The organism is Ralstonia mojiangensis (assembly GCF_023955645.1).
Taxonomy (GTDB): Bacteria; Pseudomonadota; Gammaproteobacteria; order Burkholderiales; family Burkholderiaceae; genus Ralstonia; species Ralstonia mojiangensis.
On sequence record NZ_JAMXHU010000002.1, the window covers coordinates 697,982 to 720,044 of the forward strand.

At 64.6% G+C, this 22,063-nt stretch carries 21 protein-coding genes; 13 read left to right on the forward strand and 8 right to left on the reverse strand.

Going from position 1 to position 22,063, the window contains the following annotated elements; genetic code table 11:
* Nucleotides 1-39: 39 nt before the first annotated feature.
* The gene (locus tag NG898_RS10010) at nucleotides 40-5,016 is read right to left on the reverse strand and encodes a putative Ig domain-containing protein (RefSeq protein ID WP_252692163.1); all 4,977 of its coding nucleotides are present in this window, start codon (nucleotides 5,014-5,016) and stop codon (nucleotides 40-42) included.
* A gap of 555 nt (nucleotides 5,017-5,571) precedes the next feature.
* Here NG898_RS10010 and NG898_RS10015 point away from each other — a divergent pair.
* From NG898_RS10015 to NG898_RS10050, 8 genes are all read left to right on the forward strand, one after another.
* Nucleotides 5,572-6,123: a phage tail protein gene (locus NG898_RS10015; protein ID WP_252692164.1), complete on the forward strand. Its 552-nt coding sequence runs from the start codon at nucleotides 5,572-5,574 to the stop codon at nucleotides 6,121-6,123.
* 10 nt (nucleotides 6,124-6,133) lie between these two features.
* Entirely contained in the window at nucleotides 6,134-6,670 is a 537-nt protein-coding gene (locus NG898_RS10020; protein ID WP_252692165.1) for a phage tail protein, read from the forward strand.
* A 17-nt stretch (nucleotides 6,671-6,687) separates the two neighbouring features.
* Nucleotides 6,688-7,206 (forward strand): phage tail protein, encoded by a 519-nt coding sequence (locus NG898_RS10025; protein ID WP_045205189.1) that lies wholly within the window; start codon nucleotides 6,688-6,690, stop codon nucleotides 7,204-7,206.
* Between the two features lie 89 nt (nucleotides 7,207-7,295).
* The gene (locus NG898_RS10030; RefSeq protein ID WP_052672847.1) at nucleotides 7,296-7,595 is read left to right on the forward strand and encodes a DUF6916 family protein; all 300 of its coding nucleotides are present in this window, start codon (nucleotides 7,296-7,298) and stop codon (nucleotides 7,593-7,595) included.
* 8 nt (nucleotides 7,596-7,603) lie between these two features.
* A complete protein-coding gene (locus NG898_RS10035; protein WP_252692166.1) occupies nucleotides 7,604-8,113 on the forward strand; it encodes a GNAT family N-acetyltransferase in 510 nt (169 codons plus the stop codon).
* 80 nt (nucleotides 8,114-8,193) lie between these two features.
* Nucleotides 8,194-9,855, forward strand: a complete 1,662-nt coding sequence (locus NG898_RS10040; RefSeq protein ID WP_252692167.1) for an acyl-CoA dehydrogenase family protein — start codon at nucleotides 8,194-8,196, stop codon at nucleotides 9,853-9,855.
* 124 nt (nucleotides 9,856-9,979) lie between these two features.
* A complete protein-coding gene (locus tag NG898_RS10045) occupies nucleotides 9,980-10,867 on the forward strand; it encodes an amino acid ABC transporter substrate-binding protein (protein ID WP_252692168.1) in 888 nt (295 codons plus the stop codon).
* A gap of 257 nt (nucleotides 10,868-11,124) precedes the next feature.
* Nucleotides 11,125-12,033 (forward strand): amino acid ABC transporter substrate-binding protein, encoded by a 909-nt coding sequence (locus NG898_RS10050; RefSeq protein ID WP_252692169.1) that lies wholly within the window; start codon nucleotides 11,125-11,127, stop codon nucleotides 12,031-12,033.
* Between the two features lie 303 nt (nucleotides 12,034-12,336).
* Here the strand turns inward: NG898_RS10050 and NG898_RS10055 are convergent, their stop codons facing one another.
* Entirely contained in the window at nucleotides 12,337-14,067 is a 1,731-nt protein-coding gene (locus tag NG898_RS10055; RefSeq protein WP_252692170.1) for a GMC family oxidoreductase, read from the reverse strand.
* 351 nt (nucleotides 14,068-14,418) lie between these two features.
* Between NG898_RS10055 and NG898_RS10060 the strand changes: the two genes are divergently transcribed.
* Nucleotides 14,419-15,843: a coniferyl aldehyde dehydrogenase gene (locus tag NG898_RS10060; RefSeq protein ID WP_252692171.1), complete on the forward strand. Its 1,425-nt coding sequence runs from the start codon at nucleotides 14,419-14,421 to the stop codon at nucleotides 15,841-15,843.
* Nucleotides 15,844-15,869: 26 nt separating this feature from the next.
* Here NG898_RS10060 and NG898_RS10065 read toward each other — a convergent pair whose 3' ends face one another.
* On the reverse strand, nucleotides 15,870-16,478 hold the full coding sequence (locus tag NG898_RS10065; RefSeq protein ID WP_252692172.1) for a LysE family translocator: 609 nt from the start codon (nucleotides 16,476-16,478) through the stop codon (nucleotides 15,870-15,872).
* A gap of 105 nt (nucleotides 16,479-16,583) precedes the next feature.
* Between NG898_RS10065 and NG898_RS10070 the strand changes: the two genes are divergently transcribed.
* Nucleotides 16,584-17,468, forward strand: a complete 885-nt coding sequence (locus NG898_RS10070) for a LysR family transcriptional regulator (RefSeq protein ID WP_252692173.1) — start codon at nucleotides 16,584-16,586, stop codon at nucleotides 17,466-17,468.
* Between the two features lie 14 nt (nucleotides 17,469-17,482).
* Here the strand turns inward: NG898_RS10070 and NG898_RS10075 are convergent, their stop codons facing one another.
* Together NG898_RS10075 and NG898_RS10080 are read right to left on the reverse strand one after the other, a co-directional pair.
* On the reverse strand, nucleotides 17,483-18,139 hold the full coding sequence (locus tag NG898_RS10075; protein WP_252692174.1) for a VOC family protein: 657 nt from the start codon (nucleotides 18,137-18,139) through the stop codon (nucleotides 17,483-17,485).
* 117 nt (nucleotides 18,140-18,256) lie between these two features.
* Nucleotides 18,257-18,541 carry a hypothetical protein gene (locus NG898_RS10080; protein ID WP_252692175.1) on the reverse strand — a complete coding sequence of 95 codons (285 nt, stop codon included), beginning with the start codon at nucleotides 18,539-18,541 and terminating at the stop codon, nucleotides 18,257-18,259.
* Between the two features lie 506 nt (nucleotides 18,542-19,047).
* On the opposite strand from NG898_RS10080, the gene NG898_RS10085 reads away from it, so the two are divergent.
* Both NG898_RS10085 and NG898_RS10090 read left to right on the forward strand, forming a co-directional pair.
* Entirely contained in the window at nucleotides 19,048-19,413 is a 366-nt protein-coding gene (locus NG898_RS10085; protein WP_045205197.1) for a type II toxin-antitoxin system RelE/ParE family toxin, read from the forward strand.
* On the forward strand, nucleotides 19,406-19,726 hold the full coding sequence (locus tag NG898_RS10090; protein WP_102080461.1) for a helix-turn-helix domain-containing protein: 321 nt from the start codon (nucleotides 19,406-19,408) through the stop codon (nucleotides 19,724-19,726). Before NG898_RS10085 ends, NG898_RS10090 begins: the two co-directional genes overlap by 8 nt.
* Nucleotides 19,727-19,803: 77 nt before the next feature.
* Here the strand turns inward: NG898_RS10090 and NG898_RS10095 are convergent, their stop codons facing one another.
* Together NG898_RS10095 and NG898_RS10100 are read right to left on the reverse strand one after the other, a co-directional pair.
* Nucleotides 19,804-20,025 (reverse strand): hypothetical protein, encoded by a 222-nt coding sequence (locus NG898_RS10095; RefSeq protein ID WP_009239453.1) that lies wholly within the window; start codon nucleotides 20,023-20,025, stop codon nucleotides 19,804-19,806.
* Nucleotides 20,026-20,134: 109 nt separating this feature from the next.
* The gene (locus NG898_RS10100) at nucleotides 20,135-20,578 is read right to left on the reverse strand and encodes an acyl-CoA thioesterase (RefSeq protein WP_252692176.1); all 444 of its coding nucleotides are present in this window, start codon (nucleotides 20,576-20,578) and stop codon (nucleotides 20,135-20,137) included.
* A gap of 184 nt (nucleotides 20,579-20,762) precedes the next feature.
* On the opposite strand from NG898_RS10100, the gene NG898_RS10105 reads away from it, so the two are divergent.
* Nucleotides 20,763-21,197 carry a universal stress protein gene (locus NG898_RS10105; protein ID WP_252692177.1) on the forward strand — a complete coding sequence of 145 codons (435 nt, stop codon included), beginning with the start codon at nucleotides 20,763-20,765 and terminating at the stop codon, nucleotides 21,195-21,197.
* A 42-nt stretch (nucleotides 21,198-21,239) separates the two neighbouring features.
* Here NG898_RS10105 and NG898_RS10110 read toward each other — a convergent pair whose 3' ends face one another.
* Nucleotides 21,240-22,037: an IclR family transcriptional regulator gene (locus NG898_RS10110; RefSeq protein ID WP_252692178.1), complete on the reverse strand. Its 798-nt coding sequence runs from the start codon at nucleotides 22,035-22,037 to the stop codon at nucleotides 21,240-21,242.
* Nucleotides 22,038-22,063 lie beyond the last annotated feature (26 nt).

Sequence of the window (22,063 nt, forward strand, 5' to 3'; positions counted from 1 at the left end):
GAAGGCTGGCTTTTTGTTGGGCGCTGACCGCTTGTTGCGTCAGAACGGTGCAGCGAACGTCAACCGAACCCCCTGCTGCAAACCGCCCATCCCGGCCATCACGCTGTAGTCCAGCCCAAACGTGAGCGGCCCGGTGCGGAACTTCGTTCCCAGCCCGATCTGCATGCGATCGCGCCCAAACGGCGTACCCGGCACGTAATAAGCAGGGCCCGCCGAGGCCAGATCGGCATACGCCAACCCTGCATTGCTCTGCCCATTGAAGTCGTGCTGGTACTCCACCCGTGCGAACGGCAGGAACGTGCCCCACTTGGTCTTCTGCGTGTATTCCGCACGCAGGCCGAGCGTGCCGGATACCGTTGTCACCGTCTGGTCGAAATACGTCAGCGCGTTGATGCCGGCGCCTGATTCGGTGAACTGATCCAGCGTCGATTGCGAGACCGCCAGGCGCCCGTAAGGCGAGATCAGCCACGTGCGATCGCGATGCTCATAGCCGGCCGACACGGAAGCAAACACTTGCTTGCCGTTGCGCTTGCCGGTGGCGAAGTCGTTGGAGTCCGTCACCCAGCGGCGCGAGTCGAAACTGAGCGTGCCGAAGCCTGCCACACCATCGACGAACAACGAAGGCAGCGGGCGATAGCTGCCGTAGAGCGCAAGGCTATAGCTATCGCCCGTGCTCTTGGTGCCCGCGTTGCCGATGTCGGTGGAATCGCGCCCGTAGCCGAATCCGGCACCGACCGAAAACTGATCGGACACGCGGTAATCGGCGCCCGCCGTCACACCGCCTGTGGTGAAGCGGAAACCGGAGCGTTGCGTGCCCGCGTTGGCGAAACCAAAGTCGAGCGTACCGGCGCTCCAGAATGCGAGATTCGGGTCGGTGTTGTCCGGGCCCGCGCCGGCTGCGTCGGCACCGGGCAGGTCAGGGCCGGCATCGGCGTTCGACTTGTCGGCGTTGCCGTTGGCCGCATCGGTATTGCGCTTGCCCCGTGCGAACGGCCGCACGCCCTGGCCCTCACCGCGCATGCAGGCATCGTGCGCGGAAATGCCGACCACATCCTGGCAACGCGCCTGCATGTCTACGCGCTGGCCCGGCATGGCGACTGTCAGACCGTTGCTTGACGGTGCCCGGCCCGTGCCATGCAGCGCTTCCAGACGACGGTTGTAGTTGTCGATCTGCGTGGTGGCAAAGCGGCGCGCAGCCTGGACTTGCGCGTTGATCAGACCTGCCACGTCCGGGTCGGCCGAGGGGTCCTTGCGCGGCGCCACGCTCACCTGCACCGTGGCCGGCGCCGAGGTGGCAAACGCGTTGGACAGCGTGTACGTCAGCACGGCTTGGCCGCTGTAGGTGCCCGACGGGGTGAAGTTCAGCACGTACGTCGATGCCGCCGCAGCCTGCGGCTTCAGGCCGGCCGGTGTCTGCACGGCCTTCTGCACGATCGTGGCCGTACCGGCGTTGGCTGGCACCACCGACACCAGCGTCGCGCCTGTGAAGGGGCCGCCCGTGGCACCTTCGGTCAGGTCCACGCTCACGGCCTGACCCGACGACGTAGTGGCCTGTTTCTGCGCCACGGCAATCGGCACGGCGTTCACATTGACCGTCACCGGAATCGGCGCGGATGTGCCGGCCGTGTTGATCAGTGCATAGGTGAAGTTGACTGCGCCGGAGGTGGTCGGGGTCGGCGTGTAGACGATGTCCAGGCCGTTGACGACGGCGGTGCCGCTGGCAGGCGGACTGACAATCGCGATGGACGAGAACGGACCGCCCGTTGCATTGGCCGTTGCATGCAGCGTGATCGGTGCCGTCGACATGGTGGTCGCCGTGATTGCAGGCGCGGTGCCGATCACCTGGCCGACCGTGATCGTGTAGCTGCGTGTACCGGTGTACGGGGCCCCGGTGCCGGTGCTGCTGTCGCGGGCCTGCACGGTGAACGTGCTGCTGCCCAGCGCAGTGGGCGTGCCCGACAGAACGCCTGTGCTGGCGTTCAGGCTGAGGCCCGCGGGCAACGTACCGGTGGACACGGCGTACGTGTAAGGCGCGGTGCCGCCGGTGGCGCTGAAGGTCTGGCTGTAGGCCGTGGTGATCTGGGCCGGGTTAGCGGCCGCAGGACTCACTGTGACCGTGGGCGCACCGATGGTGACGCTGTAGGCACGGCTGGCCGTGAAGCTATTGGCATCCGTCGCCGTGATGATGAAGTTGAACGTTCCGCCTGCGGTGGGCGTGCCCGAGAGGACGCCGGTGGTGGTGTTCAAGCTCAGGCCTGCCGGCAATGCACCCGCCGTCACGGCGTAGGTGTACGGCGCGGTGCCATTGGCTGCCGTGACGGTTTGGCTGTACGCCGATGCAATCGCCGGGTTGGGCAGCGTGGCCGGTGATACCGTCACGCTAGGCGCGGCGATGATGAGCGTATAGACACCGCTTACCGCAAATGGAGCGCCCGTCCCCGTCGAACTGTCGGTAGCGGTGACGGTAAGGCTGACCGTGGCGGCCGTTGTTGGGGTACCTGCCAGCGTGCCGGTGGCGCCGTTCCACGTCAGGCCCGCGGGCATGGCGCCGCTGTTGACCACGAGGCCATAGGTGTACGGGCTCGTACCACCACTTGCCGTGAAGTTGCGGCTGTAAGCGGTGCCGGCCACACCGCTGAGAGAACCCGAGGCCGGCGTGATGATCAAGGAGGGCGACCCAATCGTCAGAGAGTAGGCGCGGCTACCCGTGTAGGGGCCGGTTCCGGTACTGCTGTCAGTCGCGGTGACAGTGAAGTTGAACGCGCCGCCCGCCGTGGGCGTACCCGACAGCGTGCCATTGCTGGACAGCGTCAGCCCCGTCGGCAGCGAACCAGCCGTGACGGCGTACGTGTAGGGACCTGTGCCGCCGCTCGCCAAGAGGGTCTGGCTGTATGCCGTAGCGACGGTACCGCCCGGCAACGTGCTCGGGCTCACCGTGACGGTGGCAGCGTTGACCGTCAGGGTGTACGCACGCGAGCCGGTATAGCTGTTGGCGTCGGTGGCCGTGACGGTGAAGTTGAAGTTGCCGCCCGCCGTGGGCGTACCAGTGATTGCGCCGGTGCTGCCGTTCAAGCTCAAGCCCGCTGGCAGCGCGCCAGCAGTCAGCGCGTAGCTGTAAGGCGCGGCACCCCCGCTGGCCGTGGCAGTCTGGCTGTAGGCGGCGCCGACAGTTGCCGCAGTCAGCGTGGTGGGCGACACGGTAATGGTGGGCGCCGAGGTGGTCAGCGTGTAGGTGCCAGACGTGCTGTACGGCCCCGTGCCGGTTGCGTGGTCGGTGGCAGTCACCGTGAAATTGACCACGCCCGTGGTGGTGGGCGTACCGGACAACACGCCGGTGCCGGTGTTGAACGAGAGACCGGTCGGCATCGTCCCGCTATTGACCGCCAGGCTGTAGGTGTACGGCGTTAGACCGCCACTGCCTGTGAAGGTCTGGCTGTAAGCGACGCCCGCTGAAGCGCTGAGACTGCCCGATGCCGGGGTGATCGCCAACGTGGGTGCATTGACGATCAGCGAATAGGCACGGCTGCCCGTATACGGACCGCTGCCGGTACTGCTGTCGGTGGCGGTCACGGTGAAGTTGAACGTGCCCCCTGCCGTGGGCGTTCCCGACAGCACGCCGCCAGAACTGAGCGCGAGGCCAGCCGGCAACGCTCCGGAAGTGATGGCGTAGCTGTAGGCCGCCGTGCCGCCGCTGGCCGTTATCGCCTGGCTATATGCCGTTGCAACGGTGGCATTGGTCAGTGAGGACGGCGAGAGCGTGATCGTCGGTGCAGCAACGGTCAGCGTGAGCGCGCCGCTGGTCGCCGTGAACGGGCCGGTGCCAGTGCTGCTGTCGGTGGCCGTCACGGTGAAGTTGAACGTACCGCCCGCCGTGGGCGTGCCCGACAGCGTGCCGTCGCTGGCCAGCGAGATGCCGGCTGGCAGCGCGCCCGACGCGATCGTGTAGGTATAAGGCGCCGTGCCGCCACTGGCCGAAGCCAGCGTTTGGCTATAAGCCGTACCCACCGTGCCGCCTGCAGGCGAGGACGGCCCATACGTGACCGTCGGATTCGACACGGTGACAGTCACGGTGGCCGGCGCGGACGTGCCACCCGCGTTGGTCGCCGTGTACGTGAATGAGTCCGGGCCAGAGTAGGACGCGCTCGGCGTGTAGGTGATCGACGTGCCCGACGCGGTAGCTGTGCCGTGCGCTGCCTGCGTTGCGATGGCCACGCCGGTCGGCGCGCCGCCGGTGATATTCAGCGTGACGGGGTTGCTTGTACTGCCGTGTGCAACGGTGGTGCTGACCGCGTTCGCAACGGGAGGCGCCACAAAGGTGTAACGATCAGACGCGCTGGTGGTGCTGGTTCCGCTAGCGTTCGTCACGGTGATGTCAACCGTACCGGCCGCCCCTGCGGGCGAGGTAGCTGTGATCGACGTAGCGCTGTTGACGGTGAAGCTGCTTGCGTTGGTCGCGCCAAACTTGACGGCCGTGGTGCCGGCGAAATTGGTGCCGGTAATGGTGATGGAGGTGCCGCCGGCGGTCGGGCCCGCGGTGGGCGAGATATTGGTTACGGTGGGCGATGTTGGGATGACGGTAATCGTCAAAAAACCTGTCGCAGTCCAAGCCCCGCCGTTATCCGTGATGAAGAACGTCGCCGTATCGGTGCCGCTGAAAGAGGGGCTTGGTGGCGTGTAGACAAAACCGTTGTCGGCACCGCTGCCGCCGGGAACGCTCGCGAAGATATAAAACGTGCCGCCCTGCGTGGTCGGCGTAGTAACGGCACCCGAGGTGGAGTTGAAGTTTTGATCCCCGACGGTGTCGAACGCCAACCCTGAGTTGATCGGGTCACATGCCGTATTTTCACTGGGGGTCAGCGTGTAGGTTTTCGTCGTGTTCTGCTGCATCGAAAACGAGACAGAGCACGAGATGTTTGCAAGCGCGGCCTGCGATAACAACATCAACCCGATCGCCAAAAAAGCCAGCAGGCCCCGACGCATCCACGCGCGCCCCGCTTCCCCCAGGCGTCGAAACATTAACCATACGGCGACCCCTCGCCGGCAAAACGGGCTGGTTCTTTTCAGCACGCGTATTTCCCCCCTCGTTCCGCCCGCTGTTACGGGCTTTTCCTTTTGTGGTGTATTGGGAAAATCAGTGCCGGATCCCCATCAGGCACTTCCCGATGACGAGGGGAAATAACGCATAGATTTGAACACCTGCAGTCAATTGCATAGAGCATAGCCTCGCAATAACTCAGTGTTAACCCTGCAAACACCCCCGATCGATCAATGCGGCTTTCTTATCTTTTATATGAACAGACGCAGCGATCCCAGCGCGATGCTAGAAAAACGGTCCCACTGCGTCAATACCAACTTTCGGATGAATTGGCATGATGTAGCGCTTTTGGCACGCTCTGCTGCCGTGACACAGGTTTTCATGCGGGCAACGCGAAAATTCCGTCCATTATGTCTGGTGATACGCCATGACCAGTCTGGCAATCAAATTGAGACGCAGAAACCATTAATAGAAAAATTTCTGCTCTGAAGCGAAGAATTCAATATCGTGGCGATGCCACATTACGAGGAGGGGTCGTGGATCAATACCTGGGCGAGATTCGCCTCTGTGGATTTCCTTTTCCACCAAAAGGATGGGCATTGTGCAATGGCGCACTGCTGGCCATCCAGACGAACACCGCGCTGTTTTCGCTGCTGGGCACCCAGTATGGCGGCAATGGCACGACCAACTTCGCGTTGCCGGACCTGCGCGGCCGCACGCCGCTGCACCGCGACCTCCAGGGCTACGTGCAGGGCGAGGTAGGTGGCGTCGAGACCGTCACGCTGTCGACCCCGCAACTGCCGGCGCACAGCCACTCATTCACCGCATCGACGACGCCTGCCACATTGCCGAATACCGGCATCACGCAGAACCATCTTCTAGCCACCAGCAACATTTACAACGCGACGAATCCGGGGCCCCCAAGCGCGGGCACCCTGCTTTACGGCGCCCCGGGCACATTGACGCCACTGTCGAGCGAAGCCTGCGGCTCCAGCAGCGGCGGCAACCAGCCGCACGAGAACATGCAGCCTTCGCTGGCGCTGAACTACATCATCGCGCTGACCGGCGTGTACCCGTCACGCGGCTAGGAGATCACTCATGGCAGAACCATACGTTGGCGAAATCCGCCTGTTCGCTGGCAACTATGCCCCGGTGGGCTGGCTGCTTTGCCAGGGTCAGATCATTGGCATATCCGAGAACGAGGTCCTCTTCACCCTGCTCGGCACCACTTACGGTGGCGATGGCCAGAGCAACTTCGGCTTGCCGAACCTGCAAGGGAAGCTTCCCGTGGGACAAGGGCAGGGCCTAGGGCTCACCAACCGCCTGATCGGTCAGCAGTTCGGCGTCGACAGCGTGACGTTGACGACTGATCAGATTCCGGGGCACAACCACGCCATCAACTGCACCAGTGCAGCCGCCACCACCATCACGCCCGGCCCCAGCACACTGCTGGCGACCGTACCGAACGCGCAGGGCTTCTACGACGCCGGCACGGCAAATCCGCCGGGCAAGGCCGCACTGGCCCCCCAGACGATCGGGCAGGCCGGTGGCAATCAGCCACATACCAATCAAATGCCGACGGTCTCCATCAACTACATCATTGCCACCGCGGGCATCTACCCGTCGCAAGGCTGAGTCGAAAAGGGAACCCCATGTCTGATCAATTCCTCGGAGAGATCCGGGTCTTCGGCTTCAACTTTGCCCCGGTGGATTGGGCAGCCTGCGACGGCGCGATCATGCCGATCTCACAGAACACCGCGCTGTTCTCGATCCTGGGCACCATGTATGGCGGCAACGGCACGAGCACGTTCGGCTTGCCCGACCTGCGGGGGCGGGCAGTAGTAGGCACGGAGCAGAACGGCGTGCCGAACGAGTTGCAAGGCTCGTCGACGGTCACGCTGTTGAGCGAGGAGATGCCCGCTCACACGCACACCGCATACGGTGACAACAGCCGTGCAGCTTCACAAACGGCAGCAGGCCGTCTGCCGTCGCGCTTCCAGGTGACATTCAACCAGGCGTTCATCGCGACGGATTCGTCCCCGGCCCTCACGACCCTGTCCCCGCAGGCAGTCGGCATAGCCGGCGGCAGTCTGCCGCACGAAAACATGCAGCCATACCTGGTGATGAACTACTGCATCGCCCTGCAGGGCGCTTGGCCGACGCGTCCGTAAGCCGAGCCCTCGTGGCGGACCGGCCGCGCATGTCGCACCGGTCCGCCTTTCGGCTCCCCGATTTCCGCATCCGTCTTTTCGTTGCCCCCATGACCCTCTCCGCCGAGCTGTTCCAGCCGCATGTCGGCACCGCGTTCTCCGTGCTCCAGGAGCCCGGCCAGATCCCCAATCCGCAGTTCACTCTGCGACTGAACGAAGTGACCACACCCGCGGCACGCCCGGGCCAGCAGGCGTTCTCGCTGTTCTTTACAGGCGATGCCTCGTTCACGCTGCAGCAGGGCACGTACTTCCTGCAGCACGACACGCTGCCCGAACAGGCGATCTTTCTGGTACCGGTCGAACGCAGTGCCGACGGCTTCCGATACCAAGCCTGCTTCAATCTCAGCTGAGGCACCGCATGCCCGTCTTCCGCATTGAACGGCCCGGCACCGCACTGCGCCCCCTGACCGACGCAGACCAGCCCTTCCTCCTGCACCTCTACGGCACCACCCGCGAAGCCGAACTGCAGGCGACCGGCTGGACCGATGAACAGAAGGCGCAGTTTGTCCGGATGCAGTTCGATGCACAGCAACGCGCCTACTTTGCCTACCCCGACGCGGAATTTTTCGTGATCGAACAGGAGGGCGTACCTGCCGGGCGGATCTACCTGCAGCACCGGCAGGAAGCCCTGCTGATCATCGATATCTCGCTGGTGCCGGAGCGGTGCGGTTCGGGGATCGGCGGCGCGGTGCTTTCTGCTGTATTTGCGCAGGCCCGCGCTTCAGGAAAACGCGTGCAGATCCATGTGGAGCGCTTCAACCCCGCTCAGCGTTTGTATCAGCGAATGGGGTTTCGACTGGTGGAGGACAAGGGCGTGTATCTGTTCCTCGAGTGGGATGGGGCCGCCTTGCAAGCGGCAACCGTATAGAAATCCCCCTCCACCCACCTCCACCGCCGGTGGTCTACCATGGCCCACACAACCAAAAGCACCACGCCAGGAGACCCCAAATGCCCACCGAGGCCACCCACCGCGTCTTCAACCAGGTCCCGGACCTGACCGGCTTCAACCCCTTCACGTCCGACACCACGCTGCAAAGCGCACTCGAACGCCTGGGTGGCGGCTGGAACGCCAGCGCGCTGCAAGCCTTCGGTGACCAGCTCGGCGCGCCCGAGACGCTGCAGTGGGCCACAGAGGCCAACACCTACCACCCCGAACTCCACACCCACAGCCGCACCGGCGAGCGCATCGACGCCATCCGCTTCGACCCCGCGTGGCACGCGCTGCTCGGGCTGATGCGCAGCCAGGGGCTGCAGGCGCTGCCCTTCGCCGAGCCGCGCGCCGGTGCATGGGCCGCGCGCACCGCCGGTTACTTCATGCAGGCGCAGATCGAATCCGGCACGCTGTGCCCGGCGACGATGACGTTCGCGAGCATCCCCGTTCTACAAAAAGAGACGGCGCTGTTTGCCGACCTCGGGCCGCGTCTCTACGCCCGCGAACACGACGCACGCGATCTGCCGTGGCGCCAGAAGACCGCCATCCTCGTCGGCATGGGCATGACCGAAAAGCAGGGCGGTTCCGATGTGCGCAGCAACACCACGGTGGCAACACCGTTGCGCGGCGAGGGCCGCGGCGCCACATACGCGATCACCGGACACAAGTGGTTCTTCTCCGCCCCGATGTGCGATGCGCATCTTGTGGTGGCACGCATGGGCGCGGAAGACGGGCCGCTGTCGTGCTTCTTCGTGCCGCGCTTTCGTGACGACGGCAGCAAGAACCCAATCCAGATCCAGCGCCTGAAAGACAAGCTCGGCAACCGGTCCAACGCCAGCAGCGAAGTGGAGTTCCGCGGCGCGGAGGGCATCCTCATTGGCGAGGAAGGGCGCGGTATTCCGACCATCATCGAGATGGCCACGCACACGCGGCTGGATTGCGTGATCGGCAGCGCGGCCATCCTGCGCCACGCGCTGATGCAGGCGCTGCACCACGCGCGCCACCGCATGGCCTTCGGCCGCCTGCTGGCTGATCAACCGCTCATGCGCAATGTGCTGGCCGACCTCGCGCTCGAATCGCAGGCGGCAACGTTGCTGATGATGGAGTTGGGCAACGCGTTCGAGCGTGCCGATGTCGATCCGCTGGCCGCGGCGTGGAAGCGCATCGTCACGCCCGCCGCCAAGTTCTGGGTCTGCAAGCGCGCCATCGAGGCGACCGGCGAGGCCATGGAAGTCTGGGGCGGCAACGGCTACGTGGAAGAAGGCCCGATGGCGCGCCTGTACCGCGAAGCGCCGGTCAATTCCATTTGGGAAGGCTCGGGCAACGTGATGTGCCTGGACGTGCTGCGTGCCATCGCCCGCACGCCGGACGACGCGCTACGCCTCGTGCACGACATTGGCGAGCGCGCACAGGGCCACCGTGCCGTGCGCGCGGAGCTGGCTGCACTGCAGGCAATGCTGCATCAGCCGGGCGACATCCAGGAAACCTCCGCGCGCCGCATCGCGCAGGGGCTGGCGCTCACGGCACAGGCCGCGCTGATGCTGGCCCACGCCCACCCGGACGACGCCGAACGCTTCATTGCCAGCCGCTTCCATCATCAGCATGGCCGCGTGTTCGGCACGCTCGATGGGCATGCGCAGGAGCTGGGTGCGGTGCTGCAACGCGCGTGGCCCGTATGAAGACGCTGTAAAGAGAAACGCGGGAATACCGGCGTGAAAGCGGGATGAAAGATCACATCGCCTAGGGTGGGGGAGCCGCGCGAGCGCGCCGGCACCAGAAAAATAACCAGACAGGAGACATCCCGTGCCGCACCCGACCCGCGCCTTGCTCGCGGCCGGCCTGGCGTTGTGCGCTTTCCAGGCGTTGGCTGCATCCCCCGTGCTTGACCGCATCCGCGATACCGGCACTGTCCGGCTAGCGTATCGCGAGAACTCCGTACCGTTCTCCTATGTCGATGGCGGCAAGCCGGTGGGATATTCGATCGACCTCTGCGCGCGGCTGGTCGACGCGATCAAGGTGGCGGTCAAGCGGCCCGACCTGAAGGTGCAGTACGTGCCCGTGACGCCCGCCACGCGCATCGGCGCCATCGCCGAGGGCCGCGCAGACCTCGAATGCGGCTCGACCAACAACACGCGCGAGCGGCGCGAGAAGGTAGCGTTCACTATTCCGCATTACATTGCCAGCAGCCGCATGCTGGTGAAGATCAGTTCGAGCATCCACCGCTGGGAAGACCTCAACAACAAGACGGTGGTGTCCACGCGCGGCAGCACAAACGGCGGGCAGATCCGCGCGATGGCCGATGCGCGCGTGCTCAAGGTCAACGTGGTGGAGGCCCGCGACCACGCCGAAGCCTTCGGCATGGTGGCGGCCGGCAAGGCCGATGCGTTTGCGATGGACGACGTGCTGCTCTATGGCTTTAGGGCGACGTCGCCAAACCCGGCGGACTACGCGGTCGTCGGCAGCAACCTGGCGGTGGCGCCATACGCAATCATGCTCGGCAAGGACGACGCGGAGTTCAAGAAGGTGATCGACCTGGCCATGTCACGCACGATCCTCGATGGCGAGGCGGAAAAGCTCTACAAAAAGTGGTTCCAGCAACCCATTCCGCCCAATGGCGTGAAGCTGGAGATCCCGATGAGCTTCCTGCTGCGCGACTCGTTCAAGTTCCCGACCGACAAGGTGGCGGATTAGCGCAACGCTGATCGACCATGCACAGAGAAGGTGCTTGAGGGTATACCCGCATTCAGCGCATAATGCGCGCCCATGGCGGCGCGTAACATTGCTTCACGTTTTGGCATTCCCGGGGGGAGTGACGGCGCGCCCCAGCCAATGCTGCGCAGCCGGGCGGATGTCGCCCGGCAATCGATTGCGCGCACGGCCGCGTCGATAGGGCCCCGATGCGGTCGGCTGGCCATTAGAAGCCCGAACCTCTCCTAGGACCTTTGACGATGCCGTTCGCTGCGCGCACGTGGCTGCTGGCCGCGCTTGCCGTTCCCGCTGCTGTTTCCACCGCTGTCTTCCCGTCCACCGCCGTTGCCGCCACCCCGACGCTCGATCGCATCCGCGATTCGGGCACGGTGCATGTGGCGTATCGGGAAGACTCGATTCCGTTTTCGTACCTTGATGGCGCCAAGCCGGTCGGCTACACGATCGATATCTGCTCCCGCCTGATCGATTCGATCAAGACCTCGCTCAAGCGCCCCGACCTGAAGGTGCAGTACGTGCCGGTGACAGCCGCCACGCGCATGGACGTGGTTGCCTCGGGCAAGGCCGATCTGGAATGCGGCTCGACCAACAACTCGCGCGAGCGCCGTGAGAAAGTCGCGTTCACGATCCCGCACTACATCACCAAGGGCCGCATGCTGGTGAAGGCTGGCTCGCCGATCCAGCAATGGGAAGACCTGAACGGCAAGACCGTGGTGGCCGCGCGCGGATCGAGCAATGCCGATCTCGCACGCAAGCTCAACGAGACAGGCATGACGATGCACGTGGTGGATGCCAACGACCTGCGCAGCGCCTTCGCCATGCTGGCCGATGGCCGCGCCAATGCGTTTGCCGGTGACGACATTCTGCTCTCGGGCATGCGCGCCACGGCCAAGAACCCGGCTGATTACCGCATGACGGGCAAGACGCAACTTGTGTCGTCGTACGCGATCATGCTCAGCAAGCAAGACCCGGAGTTCAAGAAGCTGATCGACCAGTCGATGACGCGGCTGATTGTCGATGGTGAGGTGCCGAAGCTGTACAAGAAGTGGTTTCAGCAGCCGATTCCGCCGAATGGGGTGAATCTGGAGGTGCCGATGAGTTATTTGCTGCGGGATTCGTTTAATACGCCTACGGATAGTGCTGGGAACTGATGTTGTTGTCTGTTTCTCTGCGCGGGGTGGGCGTTTGTGGTTCACCCCTGTTTCATCCCCTGCCGGGGCTGACCTACTTTCTTTGTCTTGCCAAAGAAAGTAGGCAAAGAAAAGCGCGCCCGAGATGGCGACTTCCCCTTGAATTTATGTCGCAGAGAGGGGAAGGGAAAAACTCGCTGCGCTCAGACAGTTTCCCTTCCTTTTTCCTCTCTGCAACAGAAATTCAAGGCGCCATCTAGGGCAGTTACGTCAAAGGCCACACCGTTGGTGTGCGTGCGTTGGCGCCCAGATGTGTCTTGTTGCTCAGTGCACCTCGGCCGGCGCTGCCTGCGCCGGGATGCTGCTCACCACGTTCAGCGTCGGGCGTCCGCCTTGGCGCATCAGATCTGCGGCGCGCTCGGCGATCATGATGATCGGGGCGTTGGTGTTGCCGCCGATGAGCGTCGGCATGACCGAGCCGTCGATCACGCGCAGGCCTGTGAGGCCGCGCACGCGCAGTTCCGGGTCGACCACAGCCATGGCGTCGTCGGCGCTGCCCATCTTGCAGGTGCCGACGGGGTGATAGATGGTGTCGGCGTGCTGGCGGATCAGGGCGCGGACGGCTTCGTCGTCGGAGCCATCGCCGCGGATGTTTCCGGAATACAGCTCGCGCCCGCCAAGGTCAGCCAACGGACGCTGCGCGAAGATGCTCTTCACGGCGCGGAAGCCGGCAAGCATGCCGTTCATGTCGTCGGGGTCAGACAAGAAACGCGGGTCGATCAGCGGTGCGTCGCGCGTGTCGGCGGAGGCCAGGCGCACTTCGCCGCGGCTCTTCGGGCGCAGCACGCACACGTGGCACGAATAGCCGTGGCCGTAGTTGAACGTGCGGTTGTGGTTGTCAGCCATGGCGACCACGAAGTGCAGTTGCAGATCGGGATCGGCCAGATCGGACCGGCTCTTGATGAAGCCGCCGGCTTCGGCAAAGTTGGTCGCCAGCATGCCGCGACGCTCGCGCCGGTAGCGCAGGATCTCGCCCAGCATGTGGGCGCTGCCGCGCGCGGAATAGCCGATCAGATCCAGGTTGAAGACTTTCTTGTGCAGGATGATGTCGAGGTGGTCCTGCAGGTTCTGGCCGACGCCTGGCAGGTCGTGCACGACCGGAATGCCGAGCGAGCGCAGATGCTCCGCCGGGCCCACGCCCGAAGCCATGAGCAACTGCGGCGAGCCGAACGCCCCCGATGAGACGATCACCTCGCGGCGCGCGCGCAGCGTTTCGGTACGGCCGCCGCGCTCCACTGTCACGCCAGCCGCGCGCTTGCCTTCAAAGACGATGCGCAGGGCCTGCGTGTCGGGCATCACGGTGAGCTGGCGGCGGTTGCGGCTGAAGGTGGCGTCAGCCTTGTCCCCGCCATGCAGGTAGGCGCGCGCGGCGTTCCAACGCTCGCCGTTGTATTGTGTGACCTGGTATGGGCCGACGCCCTCCTGATCGGGGCCGTTGAAATCGTTGTTGCGGCGGTAGCCTGCTGCCACGCCGGCATCGACGAAGCGTTGTGCGATTGGGTTGCCGGTGCGCAGGTCGCTCACGTGCAGCGGGCCGGTGCCGCCGTGCAGTGCGTCGTCATCGCGGCCGGCAAAACGCTCGTTGCCCTCAGAGCGCTTGAAGTAGGGCAGCACATCGCTCCAGCTCCAGCCGGTGCAGCCGAGCGCCGCCCAGTGGTTGTAGTCGCTGGGCGTGCCACGGATGTAGATCATCGCGTTGAGCGAAGAGCTGCCACCCAGCCCCCGCCCGCGCGGCTGATAGCCCTGACGCCCGCCCAGCCCGGCTTGCGGCACGGTCTGGAACCCATAGTTGCGTTTGTTCTTGAACGGCAGCGACGCCGCGCATCCGGCCGGCACCCAGACGGAAAGATGATGATCGTGCGGCCCAGCCTCCAGCAGCGCGACGGTCACGTCCGGGTCTTCGGTCAGCCGGCTGGCAAGCGCGCAACCGGCTGAGCCTGCGCCGACGATGACGTAGTCAAAAGTGAGCGCGGATGTCTGCGATTCGGTGGCCATGGGTGTCTCCGGATGGTTTTCTAATGGGCGAGCGACGCCGCCGGCTTATTGCCGGTCACGAACTCACATCCTAGGCGTGCCGGGTTGTTTCAAACGACCGGGCTTACCCGCATTAGAGGCATCGTTCGATGTCATGCAACAAGCCGACGAGAGGCAGCCCCCAAACCCTCAAGCCGACGCCAACGGCGGGATATTGCAACGCAGCAATTGCGCGCTGGCATACGGTTGCGTGCGCCCACGCAGGCCGGGCATGCCGCACACGGCGAGGCCGTATCAGGCCGTCGCAAGGGCGGCTGGCGACCATACTGCTTTGCAATTGCACCGATCCGCCCACCGTGCCAGGAGCCCCCGATGCAGCCTGCCGACCTGCCCGCCCCGCACATGCTGCGCATGCAGCAGACCTTCGAGGCCATGCGCGCCGCCCACCAGGCCGACATGCTGCCCACCTGGCCCGTGCGCCGAGACCGCCTGATGCGCCTCAAGCGCCTTGTCATGGATAACCGCGAGGCCATCGCCCAGGCCGTCAGTGCGGACTTCGGCAACCGCTCGCGGCAAGAGACCGACCTGCTGGAAATCTTCCCGAGCGTGGACGGCATCAAGCACGCGCTGTCGCACGGCAAGCGCTGGATGCGCGTGCAGCGCCGGGGCGTGAGCCTGTGGTTCCGGCCCGCCAGCACGCGGCTGATTCCGCAACCGCTGGGCGTGGCGGGCATCGTCGTGCCGTGGAATTACCCGATCTATCTGACCATCGGGCCGCTGGTGTCTGCGCTGGCGGCGGGCAACCGCGCAATGGTCAAGCTGTCGGAATACACGCCGCGCTTTTCCGCGCTGTTTGCCGACCTCATCGAGCGCAACTTTGCCGCCGATGAAGTGCGCGTCATCAATGGCGATGCGGCAGTGGCCGAGGCGTTCTCGCGGCTGCCGTTCGATCACTTGTTGTTCACGGGCTCCACCAACGTCGGCCACCACGTCATGCGCGCCGCGGCCGACAACCTCACGCCGGTCACGCTGGAGCTGGGCGGAAAATCGCCCACGATCATTGGGCCGGATGCGGATTTCGACCGCGCGGTGGAGCGCACGCTGGTCGGCAAGCTGCTCAATGCAGGGCAGACCTGCGTGGCGCCCGACTACGTATTGCTGCCCGCCGGCACCGAGCAGCGCTTCATCGATGCGGCGCGCAAGCTGGTCGGCAAGATGTACCCCGACATGGCACGTAACAGCGACTACACGACGCTCATCAGCCCACGCCACTTCCAGCGCATGGCCGGCTTGGCCGACGAGGCGCGCGAGCAGGGCGCGCAGGTGCTGCCGCTGACCAACGCCGTGTCCGACGAAGGCACGCGCCAGTTTCCGCCTGCGCTCATCACGGGCGGCACCGAGGCAATGCGCCTGATGCAGGAAGAAATCTTCGGCCCGCTGCTGCCGCTGGTGCCGTATCGCACGCTGGACGAAGCGCTGGACTACATCAACGCCCGGCCACGGCCGCTGGCGCTGTACCTGTTCGAGCGCAATGGCGCCACGGTCGACCGCGTGATGTCCGGCACGATTGCCGGCGGCGTGTGCATCAACGAGACGCTGCTGCACGTAGCGCAAGACGACCTGCCCTTTGGCGGCGTGGGCGCCAGCGGCATGGGCGCGTACCACGGCATCCACGGGTTCGAGCGGTTCTCGAAGATGAAGCCGGTGTTCCGGCAATCGGCCATCAACGGGCTGGGCCTGTTCCGTGCGCCGTACGGCAAGACGTTCGAGACGATGATGAAGCTCTTGGTGCGCTGATCGACCGGCACCCAATCACCACCCAATCACGGCTGCCACATCGGCACGATCGAGACGGCCAGCAGCACGCCCAGCACCGCATTGAGCACACGCCACTGGCGCGGCGTCTTCAACAGCCGCGCCAGCACGATCCCGGCCGCGCACCACAGCGACAGCGACGCCAGCGCAGCCAACCCAAAGGTCGCGCCCAGCAGCGCCGCCAGTTGCAGCGGGCCGCTCGCCAGCATTGCAAACGAAGCCGCCGCACCCAGCGCCATCGCCCAGCCCTTGGGGTTCAGCCACAGCAGGCAGGCACCGCCCAGCAGCGTGGTCGGCACCGTGGCGGCGGCATTGAGATTGGGCGGACCGCTACGCACTACCTTCCACGCCAGCCACAGCAGATAGGCCGAGCCCGCCGCCTTCATCACCAGCAGCAGCCACGGCGCAGCCATCAGCAACCCGGCCAAGCCCGCGGCCGCACCCGCTGCCAACGAAGCCAGCCCGACGGCAATGCCCACCATGAGCGGAATCGAGCGCCGAAACCCAAATTGCGACCCCGAGGCTGTCGCCAGCGTCGTGGCCCCGCCCGGCGACACCGTAGACACCACGGCAAACAACACCAGCGGCGCGATGGAGGAAAACGCTTCGACGGCCATGGGCGGCACTCTTCGGTTGATGACGGATGGCCCACTGTAGAGCGGGCAAAACCATTAGCAAATCGAAGGTTTTTGATGCAATCCATTAGCATCTAGAATGCCTCGATGGCCAAGAACCTCGACATCACCCTCGTCCGCACCTTCATTGCTGTAGCCGAAAACGCCAGCATGACGGTGGCCGCCAACGCGCTACACCTCACGCAGGGCGCCATCAGCCAGCAGATCAAGCGGCTCGAAGACGCCTTCGAATGCCGCCTGTTCGAGCGCGACGGCCGGCGGCTGGAACTCACCCACGCGGGCGAACGGTTCCTAGGTCGCGCCAAACGCCTGCTCGCACTCAACGACGAAATCTGGGCCGACATGGCCGCGCGTCCGCTGCAGGGCCCGGTGCGCCTGGGCGTGCCTTACGACTTGGTCGGCACCGTTTTCCCGCCGATCTTCAAGGCGTTTACCGAAGCGTGGCCGTCGGTGGAATTGACCATCGTCTGCGGCACCTCACCCGAGCTGGCGGAGAGCATTGCGCGCGGCGAGCTGGACGTCGCCGTGGTCGAAGCGCCGGTGGACGAAGCCACGGGTGAATGCCTCTGCGTGGAACGTCTGGTATGGGTCGGCCCGCGCGGCGGCAACGTGCATGCGAAGCGCCCGCTACCGCTATCGATGGTGGACGAGAGCTGCGCCTTCCGCGCCCGCGTGCTCAAGGCGCTCGGCGAGCAGGGCATTGAATGGCGCACGGTGTTCGAGAGCGGCAACATTGAAGCGACCACCGCCACGGTCCGCACCGGGCTAGCCGTCACGGCATGGCTGACGCCGACGGTGCCGGCGGACCTCGACATCCTCGGCCCCGAAGCCGGCCTGCCGGAACTGCCGATGTTTGCGATCAGCCTGCTGCTGCCTGCGCAAGGCGCGAGTGCAGCGGCGCTGGCGTTGGGGCAGTGCGTGCGCGACGGGTTCTCTACGCGGCAGCGCGTGGCGGAGCGGCGCGCCGCCTGACCCGTGGCTCGCGGTTACAGGCCGCCGCCTTCGATCTGCACGCGCCCATTCGGCGTATCGAGCACGAGCGTCAATCCCGGCCGCGCCGCATCGGTCAATTTGACAGATCGGTTCTCCGGTTCGGAAGCATCCCACCCCAGCCCCTGAAGCTTTGCGCGGATGGCCTGCATCTCTGGATGTGCGATTTGGAATTGGTTCAGGCGCAGCCCCACGTCCTGCATCCGGTCGACCGGGCTTTGGCCGCTCGCCCAGTCGATGAGTGCGGGCCAGCAACCGCCCGCTTCCGCTTCACCGTCGCTGCGGTGAAAGAAGTGCCATCGCAAATCGCCACGCGTCACTTCGAGCAATTCGTGCTGCGGTGATTCGCTCGTGTTGCGCGCCAGATCAGGAAGGCTCGCGACCCATCCAAACAGCCGGGGCGCCTCTTCCAATGTGCCTTCCCGCGTCAGGCGGTCCAGCGCAAACCAGCGCGTCCTGTTGGGCGGCGCAGCCTCCGGGTCGATGGCGATGAACTCCAGAAACACACCGGGCGCAATCCGCGTGACGAGGTTGTGCGTGCCCATCAAGGGATGCTTGCCGCCTGCGGGCAGCGCCACGCCAAACCGCTGCGCGGCATAGGCCTGCGCCTGCTCAAGTGTTTGCGCGACGAAGGCAATGTGATCGAGCTTCAAGATGGCTCCCGCTGTGTCCGCCTCAAATGTGAGGGCCCAGCATGCCACAGCGCATTCCACGATGTTGCGGCGTGGTGCCGGCATCCCCGCCCGTCTCGGGGATGGGTCCAACTGTTCTTATGCGGCGGAAACCCGCCGGCGCTCAATGGCGGCCAACACCTCCCACGTGTGCGGATCCACGTCGCTCCCCCCGAGCGACATCGACAGATACGCGTCGATGGCATCGATAAAGCCTTTCACGAATGCCAGCGGATACGCGTGTTCCGAAAAGTACGTGAGCTGCTCGCGCAGCCTGCCGGGCCGGCAATGGCCAGGGTCGCGCATGACGCTGTGCGTGCGGCACAGAAACGCGCGCGCTGACACCGCGCCATCCAGGTAGAGGCGGTTTTTGGTCAGCGACATGCGGCACCTCCCGGTTGCGTGGGAAGCCTGCAGCGCCAAGGCGGTGGGGAAGGGTAAGACGCGGGGCGATGCCCGCTGAGTGCGGTAGCCATGTGGCCTCCTGGAGTGGATTGAAGGAGACCCGGCCCTCGCTGCGAACGAGGGTGGCGGGCCTGACGACAGGGTTCGCAGACCGGCCCACTCCAGCTCGCCGGCAGACCCGAAGGTCTCCCTGCCCGGCCCGCCGCAGAAAGCATAGGCGTGCGCAAGCACCGGACATGAAAACGCCGCTCGGAAGCGGCTGTCCGTCTGGAGGGGAAATGGGCTGCGAAACCCAGTCACCGTTGGTGCGGTGACGGTGGGGATTATATGGCCACAGTCTTCCCAAGGAAGCGCTCCGCCCTGGGTTGCGGACAATTCCGATAGCGATGGCTCACATTGCTCGCTAAGTTTGCGCGCTATCCCTCATTCACGAGGCATCTAGATCTATACCACCAAGTGGTATATTTAGTTCTCATCGGAGCAGCATGACGTCCCGCACGCCGCGCATTTTCAAAACCAAGTGGTTCAACAGAGCAGCGAAAGTCGCAGGTATTACCGACGTGGAACTATGCCGCGCGGCAAGACAGTTAATGCAGGGCATGGGCGACGATCTCGGCGGCAATGTATGGAAGAAGCGTCTCGACCAGAACCGCAGGCGCGGCATCGTGGTGAACAAGATTGGCCATTTTTGGTTCTTTGTCTTTCTGTTCGCCAAGAGCGACCGAGAGAACATCAATGACCGTGAACTGAAGGACTTCCGAAAAGTTGCCGCAAATTTGGGCAAACTGCGAGACACAGAGATTGACTCGCTGGTCGAACTGCAAGCACTGGTGGAAATTTGCAATGACTAAGACACGATTCAAGAGCGACGCATCTGAGGCCATTCACAGCCTAGCCTCGGACCTGTATCGCGCCAAGCTCATCGACAAGAAAACCATGCGTGAGTACGACGACCTGTGCATAGAGCCCGTGCCGGAATTCGATGCGAAGGCAATCGCGCGCATCCGTAAATCTGTGAACGTCAGCCAAAGTGTGTTCGCTGCATATCTGAACACCACTGCTTCGACAGTGCGTCAGTGGGAGCAAGGTGACAAAAAACCTAGCGGCATGGCTGCACGCCTCCTGCAGCTGGTGCAGAAGCACGGACTCGCCGTGTTTTCCTGATTCGTCAACGCTGTAGACAAAACAAAAACCCCGCCAACCGGCGGGGTCCCCCAAATCCTTTTGAGCCTGCAAGCCAATCAAGCCTGCGGCGCAGCCCCATCTTCAGGAGCTGCCTCGGCGCCTTCGGCCTTGGCTTCGTCCTTCTTCTCGATCATCTCTTCCAGCGCGCCCGCGCCCTTGAAACCGGCGACTGCGGCAACTGCCTTGGTCAGCAGGCCGGCATCCGGATCGACTTTCTCGGCGGCTTCAACGGCGGCGACGGCGCCGGCGATCTTGCCCACTTCATCCAACAGTCCCATGGTCACCTCCGCGTGATTGAACGGGAGAGCCATCTTCCCACCGGCAAGCGGTGGAAGTGCAATCAAAGTTAAAAATTTTCTGTGGGCGGACGTTTGCGTACAGCGCGCATCACTCCGCTTCTGCGCCGGCAGGGGCGGCGGTGAGCGCGGCAAGGCGCTGGCGGGCGCTGTCGGTAATGGGGCTCGATTGGCGCGTCGCCACGTCGATTTGCACGATCACCGATTGCGACGTGGCGGCGCAGCGGCCGTTCTGGAAGATGGCCTGCTCCAGCTTGACCGAGCTGCGACCGACGCTTGCCACGCGCGTGCCGATCTGCACGGAGCCGGGCCAGAGAATCTCGCTGCGGAAGTCGAGCACAAGCTGCGCGATGACGAACTCGCAGCCGGGCGCGGCCAGCGGATTGTCGGGCGTGAAAAGCATCTCTACGCGGCCCGTTTCCAGGTACGTGGCGAAGACGGCGTTGTTGATGTGGCCCTGCCGGTCGGTGTCGCCGTAGCGGAGTTTGTCGGTCGAGTGCAGCGGGTAATCGGAAAGGGAGGGCGTGGTCGTCATGTGGGGCGCGAAATCCGGGTCAATCTGTGCATTCTGCCTGCCTTCCTGTGCAAACGCTGACCGGGTGACCGCACCACAGCGCTTACGTTGACTCGTATCAACGCGTGGCTTTCAGCAGCGCTTACGTTGGAAGCAGACGCCGGCCGCGCACACTGCGCGGCCGCAGACATGGCAAGGAGGCCACATGAAAACCCTGGTACTGGCAACGGACGGATCGGCCTATTCCGATGCGGCAGCGCGCTGCATTGCCGACAAGACCCTCTTCGGCAGCGATGTGACGGTGCATGTGGTGCACTGCATGCCGGATCTCTCGGGCGACATCAAATCGCTCGTCGGCAAGGCAGAGGTCGACGCCTGGTACGCGGAGGAAAGCACCGGCGCCATGGCATCGGTCTGCGCGATCCTGGGTGCGGCTGGCGTGCCGTTCGAGCGGCACGCACTGGTGGGCTTTCCGCCGGAGCGCATCGTGCAGCACGCACAAAATGCAGGGGCCGCGGCCATCGTCATGGGCTCGCACGGGCGCGGCGTGTTCGTCGAGGCGCTGATGGGCTCGGTGGCAGGGCGGGTGCTCGCGCATGCCGAATGCCCGGTGCTGCTGGTGAAGGCGCCCAAGGCTTGATGGTGGTGGGCGGCGTGCTGCTCAACTCTGCCGCGCGCCGCGCTATCCCAGCGCCCGCACCGACGTGCTGATCGCCCGCGCGCATTGCAGCAGCGCGGGGCCCAGCTTCGTTTCCATCTCTTCCGCCGTCCACCGCCCGGTGGGCGCAACAAGGTGGATTGCCCCCAGCGGCCGCCCGTTGCTGCTGACGACGGGCGCGGCGATGGTCATATCGCCGAGGAACAGTTCTTCGCAGTTGGTGGCGTAGCCGCGCTGGCGCGCCAGGCGCAGCGTTTCCATGATGTCGGCCACGTCGGTGCGCGTGTGCATGGTGTGCGCCACGCGCTGCGACACCTCGACGATGGCTTGCGCTTCGGGCATCGGCAGGGCGCTCAGGTAGGCCCGGCCCGACGCGGTGCAATACATCGGAATGCGGCTGCCGATCGGCATGTGCACCGGCACAAAGTGCGCACTCACAAAGCGGGCGACGTACACCATCTCGTCCTGATCAGGCTCGGTCAGGCACGAGGTTTCGGTGGTCATCTTCGTGAGTTCGGCCAGGAACGGATTGGCCACGTCGATCAGCGTGTCGGCGGCCAGGTAGTTGAAGCCGATCTTCATCACTGCGGGGGTGAGCTGGTAGCGGCGTGTCTGCGGATGCTTGCGCAGGTAACCAAGCTGCTCGAGCGTGTAGACCATGCGCTGCGCGGAGCTTTTGTTGATGCCGGCCGCAGCGGCCACGTCGGCAATCGTCATGGTGCGGCGCTGCGCGTTGAAGGCGCCCAGCACGGCCAGCCCTTTCTCCAGCGACTGGTTGAACAGTAGGTCGGGGGCGTCGGCGGATTCAGCAGCGTCGGTCATGACAAGTGGCGGCTCAGTGGCAAATC

What these genes read in the sequence shown, in the direction of transcription:
- NG898_RS10010 (WP_252692163.1), bottom strand. Translation starts at nt 5,016, where the DNA reads ATGTTTCGACGCCTGGGGGAAGCGGGGCGCGCGTGGATGCGTCGGGGC.
- NG898_RS10020 (WP_252692165.1), top strand. Translation starts at nt 6,134, where the DNA reads ATGGCAGAACCATACGTTGGCGAAATCCGCCTGTTCGCTGGCAACTAT.
- NG898_RS10025 (WP_045205189.1), top strand. Translation starts at nt 6,688, where the DNA reads ATGTCTGATCAATTCCTCGGAGAGATCCGGGTCTTCGGCTTCAACTTT.
- NG898_RS10030 (WP_052672847.1), top strand. Translation starts at nt 7,296, where the DNA reads ATGACCCTCTCCGCCGAGCTGTTCCAGCCGCATGTCGGCACCGCGTTC.
- NG898_RS10035 (WP_252692166.1), top strand. Translation starts at nt 7,604, where the DNA reads ATGCCCGTCTTCCGCATTGAACGGCCCGGCACCGCACTGCGCCCCCTG.
- NG898_RS10040 (WP_252692167.1), top strand. Translation starts at nt 8,194, where the DNA reads ATGCCCACCGAGGCCACCCACCGCGTCTTCAACCAGGTCCCGGACCTG.
- NG898_RS10050 (WP_252692169.1), top strand. Translation starts at nt 11,125, where the DNA reads ATGCCGTTCGCTGCGCGCACGTGGCTGCTGGCCGCGCTTGCCGTTCCC.
- NG898_RS10055 (WP_252692170.1), bottom strand. Translation starts at nt 14,067, where the DNA reads ATGGCCACCGAATCGCAGACATCCGCGCTCACTTTTGACTACGTCATC.
- NG898_RS10060 (WP_252692171.1), top strand. Translation starts at nt 14,419, where the DNA reads ATGCAGCCTGCCGACCTGCCCGCCCCGCACATGCTGCGCATGCAGCAG.
- NG898_RS10065 (WP_252692172.1), bottom strand. Translation starts at nt 16,478, where the DNA reads ATGGCCGTCGAAGCGTTTTCCTCCATCGCGCCGCTGGTGTTGTTTGCC.
- NG898_RS10070 (WP_252692173.1), top strand. Translation starts at nt 16,584, where the DNA reads ATGGCCAAGAACCTCGACATCACCCTCGTCCGCACCTTCATTGCTGTA.
- NG898_RS10080 (WP_252692175.1), bottom strand. Translation starts at nt 18,541, where the DNA reads ATGTCGCTGACCAAAAACCGCCTCTACCTGGATGGCGCGGTGTCAGCG.
- NG898_RS10085 (WP_045205197.1), top strand. Translation starts at nt 19,048, where the DNA reads ATGACGTCCCGCACGCCGCGCATTTTCAAAACCAAGTGGTTCAACAGA.
- NG898_RS10090 (WP_102080461.1), top strand. Translation starts at nt 19,406, where the DNA reads ATGACTAAGACACGATTCAAGAGCGACGCATCTGAGGCCATTCACAGC.
- NG898_RS10095 (WP_009239453.1), bottom strand. Translation starts at nt 20,025, where the DNA reads ATGGGACTGTTGGATGAAGTGGGCAAGATCGCCGGCGCCGTCGCCGCC.
- NG898_RS10100 (WP_252692176.1), bottom strand. Translation starts at nt 20,578, where the DNA reads ATGACGACCACGCCCTCCCTTTCCGATTACCCGCTGCACTCGACCGAC.
- NG898_RS10105 (WP_252692177.1), top strand. Translation starts at nt 20,763, where the DNA reads ATGAAAACCCTGGTACTGGCAACGGACGGATCGGCCTATTCCGATGCG.
- NG898_RS10110 (WP_252692178.1), bottom strand. Translation starts at nt 22,037, where the DNA reads ATGACCGACGCTGCTGAATCCGCCGACGCCCCCGACCTACTGTTCAAC.